At 64.6% G+C, this 25233-nt stretch carries 25 protein-coding genes; 15 read left to right on the top strand and 10 right to left on the bottom strand.

Annotated elements, in window-relative coordinates; all coding sequences use genetic code 11:
- Positions 1–158: 158 nt before the first annotated feature.
- Positions 159–449 carry a DUF1127 domain-containing protein gene (locus tag AC0L2P_RS00125; RefSeq protein ID WP_352616701.1) on the top strand — a complete coding sequence of 97 codons (291 nt, stop codon included), beginning with the start codon at positions 159–161 and terminating at the stop codon, positions 447–449.
- A gap of 173 nt (positions 450–622) precedes the next feature.
- Here AC0L2P_RS00125 and AC0L2P_RS00120 read toward each other — a convergent pair whose 3' ends face one another.
- The 4 genes from AC0L2P_RS00120 to AC0L2P_RS00105 form a co-directional block, all read right to left on the bottom strand.
- Entirely contained in the window at positions 623–1585 is a 963-nt protein-coding gene (locus AC0L2P_RS00120) for a DUF937 domain-containing protein (protein ID WP_473499043.1), read from the bottom strand.
- Between the two features lie 102 nt (positions 1586–1687).
- Positions 1688–3061 carry a glutamate--cysteine ligase gene (locus tag AC0L2P_RS00115; RefSeq protein WP_473499041.1) on the bottom strand — a complete coding sequence of 458 codons (1374 nt, stop codon included), beginning with the start codon at positions 3059–3061 and terminating at the stop codon, positions 1688–1690.
- 186 nt (positions 3062–3247) lie between these two features.
- A complete protein-coding gene (locus tag AC0L2P_RS00110; RefSeq protein ID WP_473499633.1) occupies positions 3248–3982 on the bottom strand; it encodes a 16S rRNA (uracil(1498)-N(3))-methyltransferase in 735 nt (244 codons plus the stop codon).
- Between the two features lie 32 nt (positions 3983–4014).
- Positions 4015–4677, bottom strand: coding sequence for a hypothetical protein (locus AC0L2P_RS00105; protein ID WP_473499039.1), 663 nt, complete (start codon positions 4675–4677; stop codon positions 4015–4017).
- Positions 4678–4751: 74 nt separating this feature from the next.
- Between AC0L2P_RS00105 and AC0L2P_RS00100 the strand changes: the two genes are divergently transcribed.
- The gene (locus AC0L2P_RS00100) at positions 4752–5450 is read left to right on the top strand and encodes a type 1 glutamine amidotransferase (RefSeq protein ID WP_473499037.1); all 699 of its coding nucleotides are present in this window, start codon (positions 4752–4754) and stop codon (positions 5448–5450) included.
- 287 nt (positions 5451–5737) lie between these two features.
- A complete protein-coding gene (locus tag AC0L2P_RS00095; RefSeq protein ID WP_473499651.1) occupies positions 5738–5878 on the top strand; it encodes a hypothetical protein in 141 nt (46 codons plus the stop codon).
- 27 nt (positions 5879–5905) lie between these two features.
- On the opposite strand, the gene AC0L2P_RS00090 is transcribed toward AC0L2P_RS00095, so the two are convergent.
- From AC0L2P_RS00090 to AC0L2P_RS00080, 3 genes are read right to left on the bottom strand one after another with little or no spacing between them, the layout of a single operon-like run.
- Positions 5906–6676 carry a metallophosphoesterase family protein gene (locus tag AC0L2P_RS00090; protein ID WP_473499632.1) on the bottom strand — a complete coding sequence of 257 codons (771 nt, stop codon included), beginning with the start codon at positions 6674–6676 and terminating at the stop codon, positions 5906–5908.
- A 38-nt stretch (positions 6677–6714) separates the two neighbouring features.
- Positions 6715–7851: an alpha-hydroxy acid oxidase gene (locus AC0L2P_RS00085; protein ID WP_473499035.1), complete on the bottom strand. Its 1137-nt coding sequence runs from the start codon at positions 7849–7851 to the stop codon at positions 6715–6717.
- Between the two features lie 55 nt (positions 7852–7906).
- Positions 7907–8710, bottom strand: a complete 804-nt coding sequence (locus tag AC0L2P_RS00080; protein WP_352465016.1) for a FadR/GntR family transcriptional regulator — start codon at positions 8708–8710, stop codon at positions 7907–7909.
- Positions 8711–9023: 313 nt separating this feature from the next.
- Between AC0L2P_RS00080 and AC0L2P_RS00075 the strand changes: the two genes are divergently transcribed.
- From AC0L2P_RS00075 to glcF, 5 genes are all read left to right on the top strand, one after another.
- Positions 9024–10358, top strand: coding sequence for a DUF3422 family protein (locus AC0L2P_RS00075; RefSeq protein WP_473499034.1), 1335 nt, complete (start codon positions 9024–9026; stop codon positions 10356–10358).
- Between the two features lie 138 nt (positions 10359–10496).
- A complete protein-coding gene (locus AC0L2P_RS00070; RefSeq protein ID WP_473499032.1) occupies positions 10497–11993 on the top strand; it encodes an FAD-linked oxidase C-terminal domain-containing protein in 1497 nt (498 codons plus the stop codon).
- Positions 11994–12223: 230 nt separating this feature from the next.
- The gene (locus AC0L2P_RS00065) at positions 12224–13480 is read left to right on the top strand and encodes an FAD-binding protein (protein WP_473499030.1); all 1257 of its coding nucleotides are present in this window, start codon (positions 12224–12226) and stop codon (positions 13478–13480) included.
- Positions 13477–13872: a DUF4870 family protein gene (locus AC0L2P_RS00060; RefSeq protein WP_473499028.1), complete on the top strand. Its 396-nt coding sequence runs from the start codon at positions 13477–13479 to the stop codon at positions 13870–13872. The genes AC0L2P_RS00065 and AC0L2P_RS00060 overlap by 4 nt, the downstream gene beginning before the upstream one ends.
- Before the next feature lie 68 nt (positions 13873–13940).
- Positions 13941–15272 carry a glycolate oxidase subunit GlcF gene (glcF, locus tag AC0L2P_RS00055; RefSeq protein ID WP_473499026.1) on the top strand — a complete coding sequence of 444 codons (1332 nt, stop codon included), beginning with the start codon at positions 13941–13943 and terminating at the stop codon, positions 15270–15272.
- Positions 15273–15284: 12 nt separating this feature from the next.
- On the opposite strand, the gene AC0L2P_RS00050 is transcribed toward glcF, so the two are convergent.
- Positions 15285–16205: a bifunctional 5,10-methylenetetrahydrofolate dehydrogenase/5,10-methenyltetrahydrofolate cyclohydrolase gene (locus tag AC0L2P_RS00050; RefSeq protein WP_473499024.1), complete on the bottom strand. Its 921-nt coding sequence runs from the start codon at positions 16203–16205 to the stop codon at positions 15285–15287.
- Between the two features lie 267 nt (positions 16206–16472).
- On the bottom strand, positions 16473–17207 hold the full coding sequence (locus AC0L2P_RS00045; RefSeq protein WP_473499022.1) for a L,D-transpeptidase: 735 nt from the start codon (positions 17205–17207) through the stop codon (positions 16473–16475).
- Between the two features lie 222 nt (positions 17208–17429).
- On the opposite strand from AC0L2P_RS00045, the gene AC0L2P_RS00040 reads away from it, so the two are divergent.
- Entirely contained in the window at positions 17430–18065 is a 636-nt protein-coding gene (locus AC0L2P_RS00040) for a DNA-3-methyladenine glycosylase I (RefSeq protein ID WP_473499020.1), read from the top strand.
- Positions 18066–18069: 4 nt separating this feature from the next.
- Here the strand turns inward: AC0L2P_RS00040 and AC0L2P_RS00035 are convergent, their stop codons facing one another.
- Positions 18070–18324, bottom strand: coding sequence for a hypothetical protein (locus AC0L2P_RS00035; protein ID WP_473499018.1), 255 nt, complete (start codon positions 18322–18324; stop codon positions 18070–18072).
- A gap of 210 nt (positions 18325–18534) precedes the next feature.
- Between AC0L2P_RS00035 and hisS the strand changes: the two genes are divergently transcribed.
- The 6 genes from hisS to AC0L2P_RS00005 form a co-directional block, all read left to right on the top strand.
- Positions 18535–20094 (top strand): histidine--tRNA ligase, encoded by a 1560-nt coding sequence (hisS, locus tag AC0L2P_RS00030; RefSeq protein WP_473499016.1) that lies wholly within the window; start codon positions 18535–18537, stop codon positions 20092–20094.
- Positions 20095–20265: 171 nt separating this feature from the next.
- Positions 20266–21387 carry an ATP phosphoribosyltransferase regulatory subunit gene (locus tag AC0L2P_RS00025; RefSeq protein WP_473499014.1) on the top strand — a complete coding sequence of 374 codons (1122 nt, stop codon included), beginning with the start codon at positions 20266–20268 and terminating at the stop codon, positions 21385–21387.
- Positions 21384–22109, top strand: a complete 726-nt coding sequence (gene hisG / locus AC0L2P_RS00020; RefSeq protein ID WP_473499013.1) for an ATP phosphoribosyltransferase — start codon at positions 21384–21386, stop codon at positions 22107–22109. Before AC0L2P_RS00025 ends, hisG begins: the two co-directional genes overlap by 4 nt.
- Positions 22110–22482: 373 nt before the next feature.
- Positions 22483–24249 (top strand): AMP-binding protein, encoded by a 1767-nt coding sequence (locus tag AC0L2P_RS00015; RefSeq protein WP_473499011.1) that lies wholly within the window; start codon positions 22483–22485, stop codon positions 24247–24249.
- 65 nt (positions 24250–24314) lie between these two features.
- Positions 24315–24536, top strand: coding sequence for a cysteine rich repeat-containing protein (locus AC0L2P_RS00010; protein ID WP_473499009.1), 222 nt, complete (start codon positions 24315–24317; stop codon positions 24534–24536).
- Positions 24537–24724: 188 nt separating this feature from the next.
- The coding region (locus AC0L2P_RS00005; protein WP_473499007.1) for a calcium:cation antiporter at positions 24725–25233 on the top strand (509 nt) is incomplete at its 3' end.

Here is a 25233-nt window from a genome sequence, read left to right as displayed (position 1 = left end):
TGTTGATGCTAAATATTAGAAACATTCGTTGGATTAATCAATCGCGCCGTGGCAAATTCCGACTGTCCACATGAAGGCATGTGAATCGAAGCCGGAACGGCCGCTGTCGCCAGCGCCGATCTACCGGTTTCGCCCGTTCGAATGTGAAGGAGACCGACATGGCTACGTTTGATTTCGCTACCGAGACCTCGCGCATCACTTCGCGTCCGGCCGTTGCGACGCGCGTGGCCAATGCCGCTGCCAATGTTTACCGCGCCTGGAAAAACCGCCGCGCCTTTTATCGCCTCGGCGAAATGTCGGATGCCGAGCTCGCCGACATCGGCCTGACCCGCGCCGACCTGCACGTCGCCGTCGGTGTACCCTTTGGCCGCGATCCGACCGAAAGGCTTCGCGTTATCGCGGTCGAGCGCGCCGAAACGATCGAGGATATAGCCCGCAAAGTGGTGTGACCGCGCGTTTCGCCGTTCAGGCGCGTTGAACCTTTTTCAGGCACGCGCCACCAAGTTACGCAGGCTCCCCACTCCCTGCCGGATCCCCCCGGCCAGCCTGCGCGCTGCCCGGTCCTCCCAGGACCGGGCTTTCTTTTTTGGGCGGCACTGATGATTGGACGCCGGTGTCTAGTCTACCGCCGGCCCATGCCCTGCTTGAACTGGTCGAAGATCGACTCCATGCCCTTCTGGTAGGCGTCGCGCTGCTGGGCGCCTGTCTCGAACATCTTGCCGAACAGGTCGTCGAACGGATTTCTCGGCCTGCCGCTCGGATTGGCCTGCGGCTGCGGCGCCTGGGGTTGCTGCGGCGCCTGACGCGGCTGAGACTGCGGTGCGCCACCGCCGAACATGTCCTGCAGCACTTTGCCCAGCGGATTGTCACCATAAGGGTTCTGTGTCTGCTGCGGCTGGCTCTGCGGCTGTTGCGTGCCGCCGCCGAACATGTCCTGCAAAACCTTGCCGAGCGGGTTGTCGCCGTAAGGGCTCTGCGTCTGTTGCGGCTGCTGTGCGCCGCCGAACATATCCTGCAGCACCTTGCCGAGCGGATTGTCCATGGGGCCTGCAGGCTGGGGCGCCGGCGCCTGGCCGCCGCCGCCAGCCTGCCGCATCATCTGCTCGATGAGCTCGCCGAGCGGGTTGCCGCCAGCGCCTGCCGCATGCATCTGCCCGCCTAGCTGGTTGGTGGTCTGCTTGAACAATCCGCCCATCATCATCGAGGCGATTGCCGGCAGCATCTGCTGCAACACCTGCTGGCTGACGCCGCTCGCCTGCGCGGCCTGGCTGGCGACTGCGCGCGACAGGTCCTTCGAGCCAAACAAATGGCCGAGAATGCCGTTGCCTTCATCGAGGCCCTGCGGCGAGAAGGCCCGGCTTGCATCCTCGAAATATTTGGCGTGCTCGCCGCTGGCCATCGCCGTCATGAAGGAGCCGAGCCCATAAGGATCGGACGTGTTGCGCTTCAGTCCGTGCGAAAAGGCCGGCAGCAGCGCCGCGACCGCCGCCTGCGTCTGCTGCTGCGACAGCCCGAACTGCTGGGCCAGCGCCTGCATGCCGTTGCCGTTCTGGGCCTGTGCCAGAATATCGAACAAGGAAGGCATCGTTTTCTCCTCCGGGAAAATCCTCGTTGGAGAAGCCTAGTTCGTTTCCATTACTGATTGAAGCGAATTTGCCGAACCATCGGCCAAGCGGATAGCGAAGCGTTAATACGCGTATTCCATGAACACCGGCTCGATCGAGCCGCCCCAGCGTGTGTGGTAGGCCGACAGCATCTCTTCGGCGCTGGTCGTGCCGCGCGCGACGACCTCGTCCAGCGTGTTGAGGAACGAGGTCTCGTCATAGCCGTCGCGGTTCCTGCGGCCACGGTTCTTCAGTCCCATGCGCGAGATGACGAGCACGTCGCGGGCGATCTCGCGCAACGTCGTATTGCGGAAGGGCGCCGAAATACCCTGTTCCGGCACCGCGTTGCGCATTGCCAGCACTTCGTCATAACTCCAACTGGAAGTCAGCGCCTCGGCCGCGTCGAGCGCAGCCGCATCGTAAAGCAGCCCGACCCAGAAGGCCGGCAGCGCGCAGATGCGCCGCCACGGCCCGCCATCGGCGCCGCGCATTTCGAGAAAGCGCTTCAGCCGCACGTCGGGGAACAGCGTCGACAGATGATTCGCCCAGTCGCCCATCGTCGGCAGCCCGTCCGGCAATTCGTTGCGGGCAGCACCTGCCATGAACTGGCGGAAGGTGATGTGCGTCATGTCGTGGTATTGGCCGTCGCGGATGACGAAATACATCGGCACGTCGAGCGCCCATTCGACATAATCGGCAAAGCCGAAATCGGGCGAGAAGCAGAAGTCGAGCAGGCCGGAGCGCTGATTGTCGGTGTCGCGCCAGATCTCGCCGCGCCAGCTCTGCAAGCCGTTCGGCCGGCTTTCGGTGAAGGGCGAGTTGGCGAACAGCGCCGTCGACAGCGGCTGCAGCTTCAGCGACACCTGCATCTTGCGGCGCATGTCGGCTTCGCTTTCGAAGTCGAGGTTCACCTGGATCGTGCAGGTCCGGTACATCATATCGAGGCCCTTGGTGCCGACCTTGGGCATGTAGCGGGTCATGATCTCGTAGCGCGATTTCGGCATCTTCGGCGTCTCCGCCAGCGACCATTTCGGGCTGCCGCCAAGGCCGAGAAAACGAATGCCCATCGGTTCGGCGATCTCGCGCACCTGCGCCAGATGCGCATTGCCTTCGCGGCAGGTCTGGTGGATCGTCTCCAGCGGCGCGCCGGACAGCTCGAACTGGCCGCCTGGCTCCAGCGAGATCGCGCCCTGGCCGGTCGGCTCCACCAGGCCGATGATGCGGCCGGCATCCATGATCGGGTCCCAGCCAAGTTTGTCCTGCATGCCTTCGAGGATGGCGCGGATGCCGCGCTCGCCGCCATAGGGCACCGGCGCATTGCCGTCGACATAGAACGGGAATTTCTCGTGCTCGGTGCCGATGCGCCATTTGTCGCGCGGCTTGTTGCCTTCGGCCAGATGCTCGACGAGTTCGTCGACGTCTTCGATCGGCCGGAAATCGGTAGTATCGCGCGCCATAATAGCCCTCCGCACATGACCCCGAAAACCGGCTTCGACTTTCGGAAAGGATCATGTGCCCAATCAATATCTTACAGCGTCCTTTGCGCGCCCGAAAGGACGCGCGGCCACCGCCGGCGCTAGATGGACGAAATGTCAGTAGCCGATCAAGCGAAAAATCCTGAGCCAGAGGGTAACGGGAATTGATCACCAATCGCCGATTGTCGTCTGGATCAGCGCCAGTGCCGCCACCGCCGCCGTATCCGCGCGAAGGATACGCGGCCCGAGCGGAATGGCGGTAACGAAGGGCAGCGCTCTCAGCATCCTGCGTTCCTCGTCGGAAAAGCCGCCCTCCGGTCCGACCAGCAGGCCGAGCTTGCTCTCCCGCATCGCCTGCAACGCCGGCAGGGGATTGTTGGTCGATGCGTCCTCGTCGCAGAAGATCAGCCGCCGCTCTCGGTCCCAGTTGCTGAGCAGGCGCTCGAATTTTTCCGCCTCGCGCAGCTCCGGCACCGCCAATATGCCGCATTGTTCGGCGGCCTCGACGACATTGGCGCGTAGACGCTCGATGCCGGGTCGTGCCACTTGCGTATGCTGCGTGATGACCGGCTGCAGGATGCCGGCGCCCATCTCCACTGCCTTTTGCACGAGGTAGTCGAGCCGTCCTTGCTTCAGCGGCGCGAAGCAATAGACGAGATCGGACACCGGCGGCTGCGGGCGCTGCAATGCCAGCACCTTCAGGCGTACAGCTTTCTTCGATTTCGCGGCGATTGCCGCCGACCATTCGCCGTCGCGGCCGTTGAAGACCAGTATTTCGGCGCCTTCTCCAAGCCGCAGCACATGCGAGAGATAATGGCTCTGCCGCGGGCCGACGTCGAACTCGATGTCCGGTCCAAGCCCGTCCGGCACGAACAGCCGCTGCATCTTGTAATTGGCGCGCATCGCCGAGGAATGCGGCAACGTCACCCTCGGCGTCAAGCCTCGGCGGAAGGATGCCAGACGGGCTGGTAGCCATGCCTTAGCACCGAAACAGTTGTCGCCGGCGTGAGCAGGCCGAGCGGGCGGCCGGCAAAGCTATCGAATCCCACCGGTTCGCCATAGCCGCCGAAACTCCAGGGCAGGGCGGCGCCATCAAACAGGGCGTATGCCCTGTTTCCTGCCGAGATCATCGTGCCGTCAGGCAAGTCCGCAAGCGCCTCCGGTTTCAGTCTCGGCGCCTGTCCGCCCGAGGCCAGGCGCTCCTTGTGCAGGCGCTTGTCGAGCTGCGGCGCGCGTGGCTCGGCAATGCCGAAGGCGTCGCCGAAGCGCCGGACAAAATCCCTGGCCCGCTGGCGCCGGCAGAAGAAGCAGGGCCGGTGCCCGGCCGCCAGCGCCGTCACCTCGTCGAGGAAAAACAGCTCGGTCCAGCCGGCCTTGCCGCCCAATTGATCGTCGCTTTGCCGGTTGCGCCCCATCGGCTCGCGCCGCACGTCGCCGTATTCGCAGACGCAGATGATCCAGGCTTGCAGCGCCCAGCGCTTCTTCAACAGCGTTCTCGCCTCGGGGTCGTGAATGATGCCGCGATTGCCCATGAACAGGCCGCGCTCCGGCACGGCATGGATGGCGCCGAACGGATCGACCCGGTTTTGCAGTGGCATAGGCGTTCCCTGTTGGCTGCAATGCTGGCGCCATGATATCGCTCGCTGCATCAATTTCATGTCAGCAGGTTTCGATGCGGGTCTTGGTTGTCCAGAACTTCGACAATGAGGGCCTTGGCCAGATCGGCGCGGCCCTTGTCGAGGCGGGCGCCGATATCGACCTGCGCCGGCCCTATCGCGGCGACGCGCTGCCGCAAGATTGCGGCGGGCACGACGCCATGGTGGTGCTCGGCGGTGCCCAGAATGCGCTGGACGACGAGCTCTGTCCTTATTTTCCGGGCCTGCTCGATCTGACGCGCGACTTTGCCGAAAGGGATCGCGCGGTGCTCGGCATCTGCCTCGGCAGCCAGTTGGTCGCGCGCGCCTTTGGCGGCGAGAACCTGATAGGCGGTGCCTCGGAATTCGGCTGGCACGAGGTCGCGCTTGCCGCGGCGGCGCAGGCCGATCCGGTGCTCGCCGCCTTGCCTGAAAAATTCCCGATCTTCCAATGGCACGACGACACCTTTGTCTTGCCCGGGACTGCCGTGCGGCTGGCCGGCAATGCCGTCGCCGAGAACCAGGCGTTCCGCATCGGCCGCGCGGTCTACGGCTTCCAGTTTCATTTCGAGGCCGACCGGCCGATGGTTCGCGACTGGAGCACGTCCTTCGCGCCGCTGATCGCCGAGCGGCATCCTGAATGGGCCGTCCGGCTCGACGATGAAATGGCCCGCAACGGACCGCAAGCCGATGCCGCCGGCCTGGCCATCGCCCGCGCCTGGGTGGCGACGATCTGACGGCTCATACAGTCAACGTATTTGGCGACGTTGCATATTTGGCACGCGGCGGCAAATCCTCCGGGTACAACGCGTTTCATCCTTGGCCTGTGTCTGTCCGCCAGCCTAAAAGGCGCCCGCTCTGCATCTGGCGTGCAACCGCGATGAACCTTTCCTGTGACCCGCGCGACACACCGCCGATACAGAACATGCCTAGAAGCGCGAAACCGTCAGACATTTGCGACGTATTTTGCGTTTCAACGCATTGGTAACCCGCTCGTGCATAGATGCAGGAAGCTCAACAAGAGATGACGTCCGTGAAAGCAGCCTTTTTGTCCTTTGTGATGTTGTCGGCTATCGTCTTGTGTGGCCTCGGCATTTATTCCGCCGACGCGGCCAACAACCACAATGCCGTCGACGGCTACGGCGTCACCGCCGCACTTCGCTAGGCCCTCTGCTCATAACCCACGCCTTCCCTAAGCCCTCTCACCTGATACGACCAGGATATGCTTGTCGGCGCCGTCCACGACGAGCGCTGTGAGGTTGCCCGACTGCCAGGCGAGTGTGTCGACATTGACGCGATTGCCGGTGATCTCGGCCTTGGGCACCGGCGTATGGCCGTGCACCACGATCTTGGGATGAAGACCGGTGTGATCGTGGAAGACCTCGCGGATCCAGATCAGGTCCTGCAGGCTCTGGCTTTCCAGCGCAACGCCGGGCCGGATGCCGGCATGGCAGAAGAAGAAGTCGCCGAAAGTCACTGAGAAGGGCAGCGAGCGCAGGAACTCGACATGGTTCTGCGGCACCGCTTCGACCAGTGCGGCGTGCCCTTGCCGCAATGCCGCATCGGCGCGGCCAAACCAGGCGCTGCTCCCACCGAGTGACACGCCGTAGGATAGCGCCGTCTGGATGCCGCCATAGCGCATGAACAGCCCGTCCGGGTCGGGAACATCGAGAAAATCGAGGAAGCCGAGATCATGATTTCCGGCCAGCATCAGCTGACGCGGATCGCGTTTTTGCGCGTCGATCAGGAAATCGATGACGCCCCTGGAGTCGGGGCCCCGGTCGACATAGTCGCCGAGATGGATCACGCGCCAATCGGTCGACGGCCTTTGACTGAGCTCCGCCTCGATCCGCCGGTGCATGGCGGTCAGCAAATCGAGCCGGCCGTGCACGTCGCCGATCGCGTAAAGGCGCATGCCTTGCGGTCCGCGCGCCTCGTAGAAACTGATACCGGGCTCCGTCAATGCCTGCGTCGCCTCCGTGATCATGCCGTCACGGGACTTTAGCGCCGAAGCTGATCCTTGCCCATGTCAGTGACCAGACGCTTTCCGCACAGTGCCAGCGTTATGTCCATCTCCTTGCGGATGATTTCCAGCGCCTTGGTCACTCCTTCCTTGCCGAGTGCGCCGAGGCCGTACAGGAAAGGCCGGCCGATATAGGTGCCCTTGGCGCCGAGGCACAGTGCCTTGAGCACGTCTTGGCCGGAGCGGATGCCGCCGTCCATATGCACCTCGATCGTGTCGCCGACGGCATCGGCGATCTCTTCAAGCGCCATGATCGATGACGAGGCGCCGTCGAGCTGGCGGCCGCCATGGTTGGATACGATGATCGCGTCGGCGCCCGTTTTGGCCGCCATCAGCGCATCTTCCTTGTCGAGTATGCCTTTCAGGATCAGCTTGCCGCCCCAGCGCTCCTTGATCCAGGCGACGTCCTTCCAGGACAGATGCGGATCGAACTGCTCCTTCGTCCACGACGACAGCGAGGCGAGGTCGCCGACGCCCTTGGCATGGCCGACGATGTTGCGGAAGCTCCGGCGCTTGGTGCCGGCCATGCCGACGCACCAGCGCGGCCTTGTCGCCATCTGCCAGATGTGCTTCGGCGTCATTCGCGGCGGCGCCGAAAGCCCGTTGCGAATATCCTTGTGGCGCTGGCCGAGGATCTGCAGGTCGAGCGTCAGCACCAGCGCCGAACATTTCGCCGCTTTTGCGCGGTCGATCAGATCGAAGACGAAGTCCTTGTCGCGCAGCACGTAGAGCTGGAACCAGAACGGCTTCCTGGTCACCGATGCGACATCCTCGATCGAGCAGATGCTCATGGTCGACAGCGTGAACGGCACGCCGAATTCTTCCGCCGCCTGCGCCGCCAGCATCTCGCCGTTCGGGTGCTGCATGCCGGTCATGCCGGTCGGCGCCAGCGCCACCGGCATCGTCACCTTCTCGCCGATCATGGTCGATTCCAGTGAGCGGTTGTCCATGTCGACAAGCACGCGCTGGCGGAACTTGATCTTCTCGAAATCCTCTTCGTTGGCCCGGTAGGTGCTTTCGGTCCAGGCGCCGGAATCGGCGTAGTCGAAGAACATCTTCGGCACGCGGCGGCGCGCGAGGTCCTTGAGGTCGGCGATGGTGAGAATGCTGCTCATGGATCTTTTTCCGGTGGTTCTTCGCTGGTCCGTCGTTGAATTTTCTGGCCGGTGCCTACGGCTGTTTTCTTGCCGCCTCGCCGTCGCCGGGCTCGGAGCGCTGCCTGAGCCTCAGCCGCGACACGCGCTGCCAGTCGCCGCTGCGCTCGGCCTCGGCCATCGACCGTTCGACATAAGAGATGTGGTCCATCGCCGCCTGCCGCGCCGCGGCCGGATCGCCGGCCTTGACCGCCGTGTAGATTGCCCGGTGCTGCGAAAGGAGCGCCTCGCGCGCGCCCGGCACGCTGAACACCAGCCGCCGGTTCTGGAACACGCCTTCCGACAGCAGCCGATAGCAGGAGCGCAGCGTGTGCAGCAGGATGATGTTGTGCGCGCATTCGCAAATCGCGTGGTGGAACTCGACGTCGATTTCCGCCTCGTCGTCGAAATTGCCGGTCCGGTGCGCCTCGTCCATGCGTGCCATGATGCGGTCGAGCAGCGCCAGATCGTCCGATGTTGCGCGCCGCGCCGCATATTCCGCCGCCACCGCCTCGATCTCGCGGCGGTACTCCAGATAGTCGGTCACCGCCTTGCGATGCATCGAGATCAGGTCGGTCACCGGCTTGGTGAACAGCTGGCCGATGACATCGGCGACATGGGTGCCGCCGCCGGGCCGTGTCGTCAGCAGCCCGCGCCCTTCCAAGGCTTTCAAGGCATCGCGCAGGATCGGCCGCGACACCTCGAACTGGCGCGCCAGCTCGCGCTCGCCCGGCAACCGGTCGCCGGTGCGCAGGACGCCTTCGAGGATCAGGCTCTCGATCTGCTGCACCACCTCGTCGGCGGTGCGCGAATGCTCGATCCGGGAGAAAATGTCGCTCAAACGGAATGCCTGGGGGTTGAACCGATGTCGCGCAAGATAAAGCCAGCCTCGCCAACTGGTCAAATTATTTATCCAATTTTCCCAGGGGCCGGGCCGGTTTCAGAGCCGCGGCCTCATATCACCTTGAGCTAAAACTGGGTGTTTGCGTCCTCTGGAGATTGCCTCTAGAGCAATTCCAGGAAAGCGTGAAACGGTCTTCCGTCCGGAATTGCGCAGAATCAAAGAGATAGAGCGGTTCGGCGTTTCTGAAACGATGAACCGCTCCAGAGCGACATCATTGCCAAAGGGCCCAGAGAAGCCTGGGGGACCAGCCGTGCCAGACGCCGACCCGTTCAAGCTCGAATTCCAGCTGCGCGCCAAAGCAGTGGGCGGTAGCGTCATGGGCTTTCCGGCGCATGAAGATCGCCCCGGCGCGCTTGGCGAGGTTCACGCCCGGCCGCACCCGCTGGTCGAAAACCCGCGCGTGCTGGTGCAACTTTCGTTTATGACCGAAGCTGGATCCGGGGTCGATCAGGCCGTGCTTTCCGAATTGTCGCGACGCCTCGGCATCGCCGCGCCCGACCCTCACGCCCGCCACCACGCGATGAAATGGGGCAAGGGCTCGCTGCGCTGGGAACGGCACACGGAGTTCTCGACCTATCTCTGGGAAGGGCCGCTCGCCGAAAACGGCAGGGGGCAAGAAGACACACCCTTCGGCAACGGGTTTTCGCCGCCGGGCACGGTGATTTCCGGCATCAGGCTGGAAATCCGCGAATGGACGCCGGCGAACGAAAAACTGATCGCCGGTTTCGACCCGACCAGCCTGTGCTATTCGCTGGTCGAGCGTGGCAACGCGGCCATCGTCACCGATTTCCGTCAGGATGGCGACGGGTTGACCCGCATGCTGGTGCTCGACCGCGGCCTGACGCCGGCGCGCACCGGGGCATTGTCGCAGCGGCTGATCGATATCGAAACTTACCGCACGCTGGCCATGCTCGGCCTGCCGCTGGCGCTGACGCTGTCCGGCCGCGCCCGCCGCATCGAAGACAGGCTGGCTCAGACCACGTTGGAAATGAAGGTCGCCGAGACCCGGGACAGCCAGACGCTACTTGCCGACTTGACCGAACTGGCCGCCGAGCTGGAAGCCGATGCCGCCTCCAGCCTCTACCGCTTCGGCGCCAGCCGCGCCTATGACGGCATCGTCCGCGAACGGCTGGAGGCGCTCGAGGAAGAGGCGGTGCCCGGCTACGACACCTGGGGCGGTTTTCTGCAGCGCCGCGTGGCGCCGGCGATGCGTACCTGCCGTTCGGTCGAGGAGCGTCAGGCCAACCTGTCGACGAAGCTCACCCGTGCCACCACGCTGCTGCGCACCTGGGTCGACGTCGAGGTCGAGAAACAGAACCGCGATCTTTTGGCGTCGATGAACAATCGCGCGCGCCTGCAATTACGGCTGCAGCAGACGGTGGAGGGGCTCTCGGTCGCCGCCGTCTCCTACTATGTCGTCGGCCTCATCGGCTACGTAGCCAAGGGCGCCTCGATCTTCGGCCACGCCTTTGCGCCAGAAATGGTCACCGCCGCCTCGGTGCCGCTCGCCGTCCTGCTCGTCTGGTGGGGCGTGCGCCGCGTCCGCCGCCTGCACTCCGAACCGGGCAAGCAGCCGGGCGAGTAGTGTGGGGCGCGCAGCGGCAGATTGCCGCTGCGGAGCGCTGTCCCGGCCATAGGCCTCCCATCCCGGCCAAAGCGGTGTTTGCAACCGACCGCCGTCGCTGGTAAAAGATCTTTACCAGTCGCTCGAAGGAGGCTGTCGATGTCCGGCCTTGCCATGCCGAAACCAGACGACGCCACGCTGCGCCGGCGCAACGAGATCGTCGCCGATATGCGCATCATCGTGCCGGGCGAGGGCGTCGTCGACGCCGCCAATGCAATGCGCGCCTTCGAGAGCGACGGGCTCACCGCCTACCGGCAATTGCCGCTGGTCGTTGTCCTGCCGCAAACCGTGGCGCAGGTTTCGCGCGTGCTGAAATATTGCAGCGACCGCAACATCCGCGTCGTGCCACGCGGCTCCGGCACCTCGCTGTCCGGCGGCGCGCTGCCGCTGGAGGACGCGGTGCTGCTGGTGATGAGCCGCTTCAACCGCATCCTCGAGATCGATTTTCAGAACCGCGTCGTCGTCGCCCAGCCCGGCGTCACCAATCTCGGCATCACCACTGCAGTCGAGCAAGAGGGCTTTTATTACGCCCCCGATCCATCCTCCCAGATCGCCTGCTCGATCGGCGGCAATGTCGCGGAAAATTCCGGCGGCGTGCACTGTCTGAAATACGGTCTCACCGCCAACAATGTGCTCGGCATCGAGATGGTGCTGATGAATGGCGAGGTGGTGCGCCTCGGCGGCAGCCATCTCGACGCGGAAGGCTATGACCTGCTCGGCGTCATGACCGGCTCCGAAGGACTGCTCGGTGTCGTCACCGAGGTCACCGTGCGCATCCTGAAGAAGCCGGAGACTGCGCGTGCCCTGCTCATCGGCTTCCCGACCAGCGAGCAGGCCGGCCAATGCGTCGCCGACATCATTGGCGCCGGCATCATCCCGGGCGGCATGGAGATGATGGACCGCCCGGCCATCCACGCCGCCGAGGATTTCGTCCACGCCGGCTATCCGCTCGATGTCGAGGCGCTGCTGATCGTCGAGCTGGACGGGCCGGGTGTCGAAGTCGACCATCTGATCGGCCTTGTCGAAGCCATCGCCTATACGAACGGCTCGACCACATGCCGCATTTCGCAGTCGGAGCAGGAGCGGCTGAGTTTCTGGGCCGGCCGCAAGGCGGCTTTCCCGGCGGTCGGCCGCATCTCGCCCGACTATTACTGCATGGACGGCACCATCCCGCGCAAGGAACTGCCGCGCGTGCTCGCCGGCATGCGCGAACTGTCGGAGAAATACGGGCTCGGCGTCGCCAATGTCTTCCACGCCGGCGACGGCAATCTGCACCCGCTGATCCTCTATGATGCCAATGTGCCCGGCGAACTCGACAAGGCGGAAAACTTCGGCGCCGACATATTGCGGCTCTGCGTCAAGGTCGGCGGCGTGCTGACCGGCGAGCACGGGGTCGGCATCGAGAAGCGCGACCTGATGCCGGAAATGTTCAATCGGATCGACCTCGACCAGCAGATGCGCGTCAAATGCGCCTTCGACCCCAACCATCTTTTGAATCCCGGCAAAGTCTTCCCGCAATTGAGGCGATGCGCCGAACTCGGGCGGATGCACGTGCATCGCGGGCAGGTGGCATTTCCGGACATTCCGAGGTTTTGAGGGATGCTTCGCTTCTCAACGTCGGCGTTCCTTCGCGCCCCCCTCTGTCCTGCCGGACATCTCCCCCACGAGGGGGGAGATTGGCCGTCATTTTCGCTTTCGCCAATCGCCAACGTTGCTGAACGAGCGCCAGCGGCGAACCTGCCGATCTCCCCCCAAGTGGGGGAGATGTCCGGCAGGACAGAGGGGGGCGCGAAGGATCGCGGCGTTTTTATCGGCGGCGCCAGCGCATGACCACCTTCACCCCCTCAACCGCCGCCGAAACCCTCTCCACCATCGCCTGGGCAGCGGCGGAAGACTCGCCGCTCGAAATCCTCGGCCACGGCTCCAAGCGCGGCATTGGCCGTCCGCAGCAAACCGAGCATACGCTCGACCTTTCCAAACTCTCCGGCGTCACACTCTATGAGCCGGCCGAACTGGTGCTGTCGGCGAAAGCCGGCACGCCGCTGGCCGAGATCGAAAACCTGCTTGCCGAAAACGGCCAGCAACTGGCCTTCGAACCGATGGACTATGGCCCGCTGCTCGGCGGCGAACCGGGGAACGGCACAATCGGCGGCGTGCTTGCCGCGAACCTTTCCGGGCCGCGCCGGCTGAAGGCCGGGGCTGCGCGCGACCATATTCTCGGCATAGCGGCCGTTTCCGGGCGCAGCGAGGCTTTCAAGTCGGGCGGCCGCGTCGTCAAGAATGTCACCGGCTACGACCTCTCGAAGCTGATGGCCAACAGCTGGGGCACGCTGGCGGTGTTCACCGACGTCACCTTTAAGGTGCTGCCTTCAGCCGAGACCGAAGTCACGCTCGCTATCCGCGGCCTGCTCGACGATCATGCCGCCGCCGCCATGGCGATGGCGTTGGGTTCCAGCGCCGAAGTGTCGAGTGCTGCCCATCTTCCCGAGCGGGTTGCCGCGCGGGTCGCCGGTGGCAGTCTCGGCAGCGATGCGGCGACGCTGCTGCGTATCGAGGGTTTCGGCCCGTCGGTCGCCTACCGCATCGCCGCGCTTAAAGACCTGCTGAAAAACGCCGGGCCGCTGCAGGAGATTTCCGGTTCGGTCTCGTATTCGGTCTGGCGCGATATCCGCGACTGCGCGCCGTTCGCCGATGGCAGCGAAAGGCCGGTGTGGCGCGTCTCGATGGCGCCGTCGCAGGGCCACCTTATGGTGCTGGCGCTGCGCATGCAGGCCGCGGTCGATGCCTTCTACGATTGGCAGGGCGGGCTGATCTGGCTGCGCATGCAGCAGGACGATCCCGAGGCCGGCCTGTTGCGCGGCTTGATCAGAAAGCATGGCGGCGGCCATGCGACGCTGGCGCGCGCAACCCCTGCGCACCGCGCTGCGATACCCGTGTTCGAACCGCAAGCGCCGCAGTTGGCAGCCTTATCGGCGCGGCTCAAAGCTGAATTCGACCCGAAGAATATCCTCAATCCCGGCCGTATGACGCCGCTTGCAAGCTCTGCTATTCTCGCCCCGGCAACCGAGGGAGGAGCACAATGAGCGATCCAGGCCCGACCGATTCAGACAGGCCCGCACCGCGCCAGACCGACCGCTGGCTCGAGCCCGGCCCGACCAACGCACTGGTCATCTACATCCTCTATCTCGCCGGCCTCGTCATCGGCGTCACCGGCCTTGTCGGCATCGTCCTGGCCTATATCAACCACGGCAAGGCCGGCGGCTTCGTCGAGAGCCATTACACATTCCTGATCCGCACCTTCTGGATCGGCCTGCTCTACGCGCTGATCTCCATGGTGCTGATGATGGTGGCTATCGGCGTTGTGCTGATGTTCGCAGTCGCCGTCTGGTTCATCGCCCGCTGCATACTCGGCCTGCAGGCGCTGCAGCGCGGCGAGCCGGTCAAGAACCCGGAAAGCTGGTTCCTGGGATTATGAGCATGATCCCCAAAAGTGGGTACCGGTTTTGGGAAAAGATCATGCTCAAACGGTAAGGACTCGTTTACGTGCAGACCTCCTTCTCGCTTGCCCAGCTTGCCGATCCGCATGTCGCGGAATCGGAAAAGATCCTGCGCAAATGCGTGCATTGCGGCTTCTGCATCGCCACCTGCCCGACCTATGTGACGCTCGGCAACGAACTGGATTCGCCGCGTGGGCGGATCTACCTGATCAAGGACATGCTGGAGAACGGTCGCCCCGCCGACAAGGAGATTGTCACCCATATCGACCGCTGCCTGTCCTGCCTCGCCTGCATGACAACCTGTCCGTCGGGCGTCAACTACATGCATCTGGTCGACCACGCCCGCGCGCATATCGAGGAGACCTACAGGCGTCCGCTGGCCGATCGTCTGACCCGCGCCATGCTGGCCTTCGTGCTGCCCTATCCCTCGCGCTTCCGTGCGGCGCTCAAGCTGGCGAAGCTCGGCCAGCCATTCGCCGGCCTGTTTGAGAAAATTCCGACATTGAGGCCCTTGGCCGCCATGTTGAGGCTCGCACCGGCGTCGGTCCCGGCAGTCTCGCCGATGGCCTCGTCGGGAGTCCATGCCGGGCAGGGCGCGAAGCAAAATGGCCGCGTCGCCATCCTCACCGGCTGCGCGCAATCCGTGCTCGATCCCGGCATCAACGACACGGCGATTTCGCTGCTGACACGGCTTGGCGTCGAGGTCGTGCTGCCCGAGGGCGAGGGCTGCTGCGGGGCGCTGGTGCATCACATGGGACGCGAGGACGCTGCCTTGGCGTCGGCCCGACGGAACGTCGACGCCTGGACGCGCGCCATCGAGCAGGGTGGACTCGATGCCATCGTCATCACCGCATCCGGCTGCGGCACCACCATCAAGGATTACGGCTTCATGCTGCGCCTCGATCCGGCCTATGCCGAAAAGGCCGCGCGCGTGTCGGCGCTGGCCAGGGACATCACCGAGTATCTGGCAAGCCTCGACCCGCCGGAGCCGGTACGCAGGCCGGGCACGGTCGTCGCCTATCACTCGGCCTGCTCGATGCAGCACGGCCAGAAGATCACCCGCCAGCCGAAGGAACTCTTGACCCGTGCCGGCTTCGTCGTGCGCGAGCCGCGCGAGGGGCATCTGTGCTGCGGTTCGGCCGGCACCTACAATATCCTGCAGCCCGAGATTTCGGCGACACTGCGCGACCGCAAGGTCAGGAATATCGAAGCGACCGGTGCTGAAATCGTCGTCACAGGCAATATCGGCTGCATCACCCAGATCGCCTCCGCAGCCAAGCTGCCGGTGGTGCATACGATAAAGCTGCTCGACTGGGCCTATGGTGGGCCGAAGCCGGAAAGCGTTCGAGACGACAGGGTGGTCATCGCGGCCGAGTGATGCGACGGTGGTTTACTCCGCCGCCAGTCTGTCCGCCGTGCCGTAGGTCGCCTGGTAGCGGGCGCGCTGGCGGCTGAGCGCCACCATGGTGTTGCGCAGCAGGATCGCCACGGTGATCGGGCCGACGCCGCCCGGCACCGGCGTGATCCACGACGCGACATGCCTGACGCTCTCGGCATCGACGTCGCCGACGATGCGGCTTTCGCCGTCCGGCCCGATTTCCGAATTGATACCGATGTCGATGACCGCCGCACCCGGCTTGACCATGTCGGCCTTGATCAGCCGCGGCTTGCCGACGGCGACGAACAGCGCATCGGCGCGGCGTGCGTGTGCCGCCACCGAACGCGTCATGTGATGGCAGACGGTCACCGTCGCGCCTTCGCTCATAAGCAGGAACGCGATCGGCTTGCCGACGATCTCGGAATGGCCGACGACCACCACTTCGAGCCCCTTGAGGTCGAGGCCGGTTTCCCTGAGCAGTTCGACCGAGGCAGCGGCAGTGCAGGGCGCCAGATCGAGCTGGTTGTAGACGATGTTGCCGATCGAGGCCGGGTGCATGCCCTCGACGTCCTTGAGCGGATGCACCGCCGCCTGCAGCGTCTTGATCGGAATGTGCACCGGCACTGGCCGCTGGATGATGATGCCGGTGACGCGCGGGTCGGCGTTCAGGCCGTGGATCGCCGCCTCGAGTTCGCCGGCGGTGATGTCGGCTGGAAAGCGACGCTCCTCGAAGCCGATGCCGGCCAGCCCCGCCTTGGCGCGCTGGTTGCGGACATAGACGTCGACCGCCGCGGTGTCGCCAACGGTGATCGACACCAGCTTGGGCGGAAAGCCTTCGGCGGTGGCGATCGCCGCGTCCTCGCGCACGCCGGCGATGATGCGTTGGGCAACCGGGCCGCCCTTGAGATAGCGGCTGTCGTCGGAAAGGGACATCGGGATGGGGCCTTTATCTGGATTTTAGCCGCCACATAGCAAAGCAACCGCGAAAAGGCAGCGCGAAAAGCGAACCGCCATGCCGGTCGCGCGACGTGCCGGCGAAATCTTCCCCTCGATTCTCGCTGGCATTGGCGGAAACAAAAAGGGCAGCACGGCTTGCCGTGCTGCCCTCTCGTGACTGGCCGCATCCCCATGCGGCCCGTCCCCCGTTATTCAATACTCCCGACGCTTCTGAGCAGAATCATCGGTGAGGTCAACCGCAGATTACATCACTACAACCGTCGTGCCAACATTGACCCGCTCGTAAAGGTCGACCACGTCCTCGTTTCGCATGCGGATGCAGCCCGATGACACCGCGCCGCCGATCGTCCAGGGCTGGTTGGTGCCGTGGATGCGGTATTCGGTCGAGCCGAGATAGAGCGCGCGCGCGCCGAGCGGGTTTTCCATGCCGCCGGCGAGATAGGTCGGCAGATAGCGGCCCTTGGCGGCTTCGCGGGCGATCATCACCGCCGGCGGCCGCCAGTCCGGCCAGACGCGCTTGTTGGTGATCTTGTGGGTGCCGGACCATTCGAAGCCCGGCTTGCCGGTGCCGACGCCGTAGCGCCGCGCCTTGCCGTTCTTCCCGACGAGATAGAGGAAATTCTCTCGCGTATCGATGACGATGGTGCCCGGCTTCTGCGGGCCGTCATACGCAACTTCCTGCGGCAGATAGATCGGGTCGATCTGCGGCCGCATCACCATGCGCTTGGCCGGCGCCTGCACCGCTGCGGTGCGCAGCTGATCCGGTTCGGCCAGCCGCCGGTAGCGCCGTTGCGGCTGCGTCTCTAGCCGGCTCTGCCGCACGATGCCCGGCGCATGGCCGAGCTGCAGCACCCAGGGCGCCGAAAGGTCGGGACTGACCACCACCGGCGGCCTCTCGACATAGCGGTCGTTGGCATTGGCGGCGCCGGCCGCAAGCACCGCCGCGGCGCCGAACAGTGGGAACAAGAATATCTTCATCGCAACGCACCTTGATCGTCGAACATGCCGGGGTGCAAAGCCTCCCCGATTTCGCCGACATTGGGCGCGAAGCGGCAACCGAAACATGAATCGGAATGCGTAAAATGCCGATCTGTCAGTAAAGCTTTTGGTGTGGTTACCGCCGGGTTCAGGAATCTGGTAAAGCCGCGGTAAAGGCCGCGTCAAAACGCGTTAACGCCAAGACACGAACGGAATTCCGCCATGGACGAAAAGACAGGTCTGATTGCCGGCCCCGACGGCATCGCCCGCTGCTTCTGGCACGGCAACCTGCCGGACTACCTGCACTACCACGACCATGAATGGAGCCGGCCGGTCGCCGACGATCGCCGGCTGTTCGAAAAGATCTGCCTCGAAGGTTTTCAGTCGGGCCTGTCCTGGCTGACCATATTGCGCAAGCGCGACAATTTCCGCGAGGCGTTTGCCGGCTTCGATGTCGACAAGATCGCCGCCTTCACCGACGCCGATGTCGAGCGCCTGCTCGGCAATGCCGGCATCATCCGCCATCGCGGCAAGATCGTTTCGACCATCAACAACGCCAAGCGCGCCCGCGAACTCATCGACGAGGCCGGCTCGCTGGCGGCATGGTTCTGGAGGTTCGAGCCCGGCCCCGACGAGCGGCCCGAGATCGTCGATCTCGCGCATCTGCGCGCCAACCCGACGACGGCGGTCTCGGTCCGCATTTCGAAGGAGCTGAAGAAGCGCGGCTGGAGCTTTGTCGGCCCGACCACCGTCTACGCCTTCATGCAGGCGATGGGGCTGGTCAACGACCATCTCGAGGGCTGCGTCTGCCGCGAGCCGGTCGAGGCGGAGCGCAAAGCGTTCAAGCGGCCGAAATAGCGGCTCAGGCGCCGCCGGCGCCGGCCAAGAAAAACCCGGCGAGGATGGCAGCCAGCGCGGCGAACACCGGATAGATCACCAGCAGACCGGTCATCAAAACATCGCGCATGCTCGGCCCGCTGCGCTGTTGCGCCGCGATCTCGAACGGTCCGGCGATTTGCTTCGTCGCCGTCGGCGCATTGTTGTCAGCCGGCCGCAGCCGGACCGAGGCGTCGCGAGCCCCGCTATCGATGATGTCGAACTTCTGTAGCGTGGCCATGGCCCCGAACCCTTGTTTCGGCGCGCTTATCGGCTCGGATTGTGTCGGCACGATGCCGCGCGCGTGGCGCAATTGTTTCAGCCTCTTTTTCTTGCCTTGTCGCGCAAGGGGAGCAGGAAAAGCCGCAAACCCTTGCCTTCTCCGGGCTGCATCGGTAGGACACGCCGACCCGAAATAAGTCATCGTTTACTTAAGCAAAGTACCCATCCCATGGCCGACAAATCCGAAAAGATGAAAGCGCGCCTGCCGCGCGGCTTTGTCGACCGCGGCGCCGACGATCTGCGCGCCGTCGAGAAGATGATGGCGACGATCCGCTCGGTCTTCGAGCTCTACGGTTTCGAGCCGGTCGACCAGCCGCTGATCGAATACACCGATGCGCTCGGCAAATTTTTGCCCGACCAGGACCGGCCGAACGAGGGCGTGTTCTCCTTCCAGGACGACGACGACCAATGGCTGTCGCTGCGCTACGACCTGACCGCGCCGATGGCGCGCTTTGTCGCCGAAAATTTCGAGCGCCTGCCGAAACCCTATCGCAGCTATCGCTCCGGCTGGGTGTTCCGCAACGAGAAGCCCGGCCCCGGCCGCTTCCGCCAGTTCATGCAGTTCGACGCCGACACGGTCGGCACGCCGGGCGTCGCCGCCGATGCCGAGATGGCGATGATGATGGCCGACGTGATGGAGGCGCTGGGAATTGCGCGCGGCGACTACGTCGTGCGCGTCAACAACCGCAAGGTGCTCGACGGCGTGCTGGAGGCGATCGGCCTTGGCGGCGACGAGAATGGCGGCCGCCGGCTGACCGTGCTGCGCGCCATCGACAAGCTGGACAAGCTTGGCGTCGCGGGCGTGCGCCTGCTTCTGGGCGCGGGGCGCAAGGACGAGAGCGGTGATTTCACCAAGGGCGCCGGGCTGGACAAGACGCAAATCGACGTTGTCATCAGCTATTTCACAGTCATGGCGCAGCACGATCCGGAACCGATTGTCCAGACACTGGGATCCATCAACCCCGGTCTCAGCAACCTTATCGAGGAAAGAAAACTCGAACATCTGGGCATCACGAATGCTTCGTTTGTCGACGGCCTTGCGGAGCTGGAGCAGATAAGAACCATGGTCGCGCAAAGCGGCTACGGCGAGGATCGCATCCGCATCGACCCCTCCGTCGTGCGCGGCCTCGAATATTACACCGGCCCGGTCTATGAGGCCGAGCTGCTGGCCGAGATTCCCAACGAGGACGGCCAGATCGTGCGCTTCGGTTCGGTCGGCGGCGGCGGCCGCTATGACGGCCTGGTCTCGCGCTTCCGTGGCGAGCCGGTGCCGGCGACCGGTTTCTCCATCGGCGTCTCCCGCTTGACGACGGCGCTGAAGAACCTCGGCAAGCTCGACACGTCTGACGTCATCGCGCCGGTCGTCGTGCTGACCATGGACAAGGACACGGAAAGCCTGGGCCGCTACCAGAAGATGGTGGCCGAGCTGCGCGCCGCCGGCATCCGCTCGGAAATGTATCTCGGCGGCGCCGGCATGAAGGCGCAGCTCAAATATGCCGACCGCCGCGGCAGCCCGGTCGCCGTCATCCAGGGCGGCGACGAGCGCGCCAAGGGCGAGCTGCAGATCAAGGACCTGATCGAAGGCGCGAAGATGTCGGCCGAGATCGCCGACAACGCCGAATGGCGCGCCGCACGGCCGGCGCAGGTGACCGTGGCGGAAGGCAATCTGGTTGCCGAGGTGAAGAAGATACTGGCGGCGCAGGCCGAGGAGCGGGCGCGTGGCAAGTAGGGCGCCGCTCCCTTCTCCCCTTGTAGGAGAAGGTGGCCGAGCGAAGCTCGGTCGGATGAGGGGTATTCCAGGGAACGCCGACGCCTCGTTTCTTCCGGCACCCCTCATCCGTCTCGGCGCTACGCGCCAATCCACCTTCTCCCACAGGGAGAGAAGGGGAGGTGGCGCTTCATGACCTCCCGCTATCCCGCCATCGCAGCCGACATCACCAAGCTCTTCACCGCGCGCAACACCCATGCGGTCGAGGTCGCGGTGCTGCAGCCGGCCGATCCGTTCCTCGACATGGCCGGCGAGGATCTGCGCCGCCGCATTTTCCTCACCGAGAGCGAGACCGGACAGACGCTTTGCCTGCGGCCGGAATTCACCATTCCGGTCTGCCTCGACCACATTGCCAGCCAGGCCGGCACGCCGCGCCGCTATTCCTATCTCGGCGAGGTGTTTCGCCAGCGCCGCGAGGGCGGCAACGAGTTCTTCCAGGCCGGCATCGAGGATCTCGGCGACCGCGACACGGCCGCTGCCGACGCGCGTTCGCTGGCCGATGCGCATGCGCTGCTTTCGCTGGTGCTGCCCGGCCGGGAGCTGGCGGTGACGCTCGGCGACCAGACCATTTTCGAGGCGGTGCTGGCAGCGCTTGGCCTGCCGCGCGGCTGGCGCATGCGGCTGGCCCGCGCCTTCGGCTCGGCACCGATGCTGGAGGCCGCCCTTGCCGACCTCGCCAATCCCCCGCGCAACAGCCAGCTCGCCGGCCCGGTCGCCGCCCTAGTCCTCGACGGCGATCTGGACGGCCTTTCGGCGCATATCGCCGGCGGCATGGAACAGGCCGGCCTGTCGGCAACGGCCGGGCGTTCGCCATCCGAGATTGCGCGGCGCCTGATCGAGAAGGCCGAACTGCGCAGCGTACGGTTGTCGAACGAGGCATTTGCGGCGCTGAAGACATTTCTGGCGATCGACGTGCCGCTCGATAGCGCCGCCGGGGCGCTCGAACGTTTTGCCGCCGACGCCGGCCTCTCGCTGGGGACCGCGCTGGAGAATTTTGCCGCCCGCGCCGCGGCGATCGAAAGCCTCGGCCTGCCGATGTCTGAAATCCGCTACGACGCCGCCTTCGGTCGCCCTCTCGATTATTACACCGGCCTCGTTTTCGAGATCGCAGCGCAAGACGGCGAGCGGCCGTTGGCGGGTGGTGGCCGCTACGACCGGCTGCTGACACTGCTCGGCGCCAAAACGCCGATCCCCGGCGTCGGCTTTTCCGTCTGGCTCGACCGCATCGAGGCGCTGGGGGAGACGGCGCCATGATCACGCTGGCGCTGCCGTCGAAAGGCCGGCTCAAGGAGCAGGCGCTGGAAGTGCTGGCCAAGGCCGGGCTTGCCGTCAGCCTGCCCGGCGATGAGCGCAAATACCGCGCCCGCATCGAAGCCATGGACGGCGTCGAGATAGCCTTCCTGTCGGCCTCCGAGATTGCCGGCGAGATCGGCCAGGGCTCGGTCGATCTCGGCATTACCGGTGAGGATCTGCTGCGCGAAAACCTCGCCGACTGCGAGGCGCGCGCCGAAATCATCGCCCGCCTCGGTTTCGGCAATGCCGATGTCGTCGTCGCCGTGCCCGACATCTGGCTCGACGTCGATACGATGGCCGACCTCGACGACGTCGCCGCCGATTTCCGCCAGCGCCACGGCCGGCGGCTCAGGATCGCCACCAAATACTGGCGCCTGACCCAGCAGTTCTTTTCGCAAAAGCACGGCATCCAGGTCTACCGCATCGTCGAAAGCCTGGGCGCCACCGAAGGCGCGCCGGCGGCCGGATTGGCCGATATCGTCGTCGACATCACCACGTCAGGCGCGACGCTGCGCGCCAACCATCTCAAAGTGCTGGCCGATGGCGTGATCCTGCGCTCGCAGGCTTGCCTCGTCGCGTCGAGGAAGATGCGGGCCGCGGCCGACGAGGCGGTGTTGCGGGATATTGCGGCCAGGATGGCTTCGCGGCCAATCTCCCCCCTTGAGGGGGAGATGTCGCTGTAGGCGACAGAGGGGGTCGGTACGTCTTGACGCGACTCTCCTGACCGACAGAACAGGATGGAGCTCCACGCGAGACGACCCCCTCTGGCCTGCCCTCTTTTGGCACCACTTGGCATCTCCCCCTCGAGGGGGGAGATAAGCAGCTGCGCCAAACTGAAGCGATTTTCCTGACGTACAGCAATTTTGTTCTTGCTTTGTGCCGGCAGCTATGCTACTAATTTGGGTATGGTGCCAATTGGCCCCGAAGACCCGCCCTCCGAGGCGGGTTTTTTATTTTCGGCCCTGACATGCGAGTTCCCACCCAGCCCCACCATCGGCGGGATTTCCACCACCCCGCCGGGCTGATAGGCTCGGCCTGTCTGCGGAGGACACGGCGATGCCGATCAATCTCGACGAGTTGAAGAATGCCACCAGCCTGAGCGGCAAGCTCGAGGGCGGCTCGTTCATTGCGCCGGTCGACGGCACGGCGCATGTCTCGGGCGAGCGTAGCGTGGCGCTGCTCAACCTGACCATCCCGGCGCTGTTTGCCGATACGGTCGGCAAATACGGCACGCTCGATGCCGCCGTGTTCGTCGAGCAGGACAAGCGCTTTACCTGGGAGGAACTCTCGGACACGGTCGATGCGCTGGCCGCCGGCTTCCTGGTGCTCGGCCTTGAGAAAGGCGACCGCGTCGGCATCTGGTCGCCGAACCGCTGGGAATGGCTGGTGACGCAATTCGCCACCGCCCGCATCGGCCTGATCCTGGTCAACATCAACCCGGCCTACCGGCTGGTCGAGCTGGAATATGCCTTGAACAAGGTCGCTTGCCGAGCGCTGGTCACCGCCGCCAAATTCAGGAGTTCCGACTATCTGGGCATGATCGAGACGCTGGCGCCGGAGATCGCCAAGGCCGAGCCGGGCAAGCTCGAAGCCAGCAGACTGCCGGCGTTGAAGACCGTCATCCGCATGGACGAGGAGAGTTCTGCGGGCATGTTCAACTTCGCCGACGTGCTGGCGATGGCCGGGCGCGACGAGCATGACAGGCTCGACCGCATCTCCGACGGGCTGAAACCGGACGACGCCATCAACATCCAGTTCACCTCGGGCACGACCGGCGCGCCGAAGGGCGCGACGCTGACCCACAACAACATCGTCAACAACGGCAATTTCGTCACTGCGGCGATCCGGCTCACCGTCGACGACCTGCTGTGCATCCCGGTGCCGCTCTACCACTGCTTCGGCATGTCGATGGGCACGATGGGCTGCGTCACCAAGGGCGCGACCATGGTTTTCCCGGGCGAGGGGTTCGATGCCGGCGCCACGTTGAAGGCGGTGGCAACGGAACGCTGCACCGCGCTCTACGGCGTGCCGACCATGTTCGTCGGCCTGCTCGACCATCCGGAGTTCGCCTCCTTCGATCTCACCAGCCTGCGCACCGGCATCATGGCCGGCTCGCCATGCCCGATCGAGGTGATGAAGAAGGTGGTGTCGCTGATGCATATGGCCGAGGTGACCATCGCCTATGGCATGACCGAGACCAGCCCGGTCTCGTTCCAGAGCAGCGTCGACGATCCCCTGGAAAAGCGCGTCTCGACGGTCGGCCGCGTCCATCCGCATGTCGAGGTCAAGGCCATCGACGCCGAAGGCGCCACCGTCGCAGTCGGCGCGCCGGGCGAACTCTGCACGCGCGGCTATTCCGTGATGAAGAGCTATTGGGACGACGAGCAGAAGACAAGCGAAGCCATCGACGCCGACGGCTGGATGCACACCGGCGACCTCGCCACCATCGATGCCGAGGGCTATTGCAACATCGTCGGCCGGGTCAAGGACATGGTCATCCGCGGCGGCGAGAACGTCTATCCGCGCGAGGTCGAGGAGTTCCTCTATCGCCACCCCAAGGTCAAGGAGGTGCAGGTGTTCGGCATTCCCGACCCGAAATATGGCGAGGAGCTGTGCGCCTGGATCGTGCTCAAGCCCGGCCAGATCACCACCGAGCAGGAGATCAAGGCCTTCTGCGCCGGCCAGATCGCCCATTTCAAGATCCCGCGCTACATCCGCTTCCGCACCGAATTGCCGATGACGGTGACCGGCAAGCCGCAGAAATTCCTGATGCGCCAGGCGATGATCGATGAACTGGGACTGGTGACGCAGAAGACGGCGTGAGAAGGCTTCCGTTCGTATCTATGCGTGACGGAGGCGTTGTTTGGGCAACAATTGAGGGGTGTTCCATGCGGATTGGGTTAAGCGTGCTTTTCCTGGCAACTCAGCTGGCAGCCAGCGCGGCGCTGGCGCAGACGGCGGCAGAGCGTGAGGCCTGCCAGGCAGATTACCAAAAATTGTGCAAGGGCGTGTTGCCGGGCGGCGGCCGCGTCGTCAAATGCCTGGCCGGTCACATGAGCGAGCTGACGCCCGAATGCAAGAAGGTCGTCAAGGCCAACACGCCCGGCTAGCGCGCGAGCTTCCCTGCGGGTTGGAACGCAAAAGAATGACAATGAGTGGTTTGGCAAGATCGGCGGTTTCCTACGGCATGCCGTTGGCGGCGTTGGCGATGGCGGTCGCGGTCAGGGCCAGCGGGGTGTCGGTGGACCAGGGGTCGCTGGGCACCAGGATATTTATCGGCGCGCTGTCGAGCGCGATCATGTTCACCACCATCTTCGTGGTGCTCGACCACGCCGAGGCGGTGGCCAGGCGGGTAGGCGAGCCGTACGGCACGTTGGTGCTGACCATTGCGGTGACGGCAATCGAGGTGTCGATCATCGTTTCGATCATGCTGCATGGCGCGAACAACCCGACGCTTGCCCGCGAATCCGTCTTCTCGACGGTGATGATCACCTCCACCGGCGTCGTCGGCATGTGTCTCACGCTTGGCGGCTGGCGGCATCGCAAGCAGGCGATCGTCCGGCAAGGGACCAGCGCCTACCTGGCGGTGCTGGTCGCGCTCAGCGTCATGACGCTCATTCTGCCGACCTACACGATAACCACCGATCCCGGCACGTTCTCGGCGGCTCAGCTTGGCTTCGTCAGCGTGCTTTCGGTGCTGCTTTATGCCGGCTTTCTGTTCGCGCAGACAGTCCGCCACCGCGACGATTTCATCGACGCCCAAGCCCACCGCCCCGCGGAGCCCGCCGACGCTCACGAAAGCATTGC

The organism is Mesorhizobium sp. WSM4836, assembly GCF_055811815.1.
Note: the sequence above shows the minus strand (reverse complement) of the source record. Positions and strands in the feature narration are given on the sequence as shown.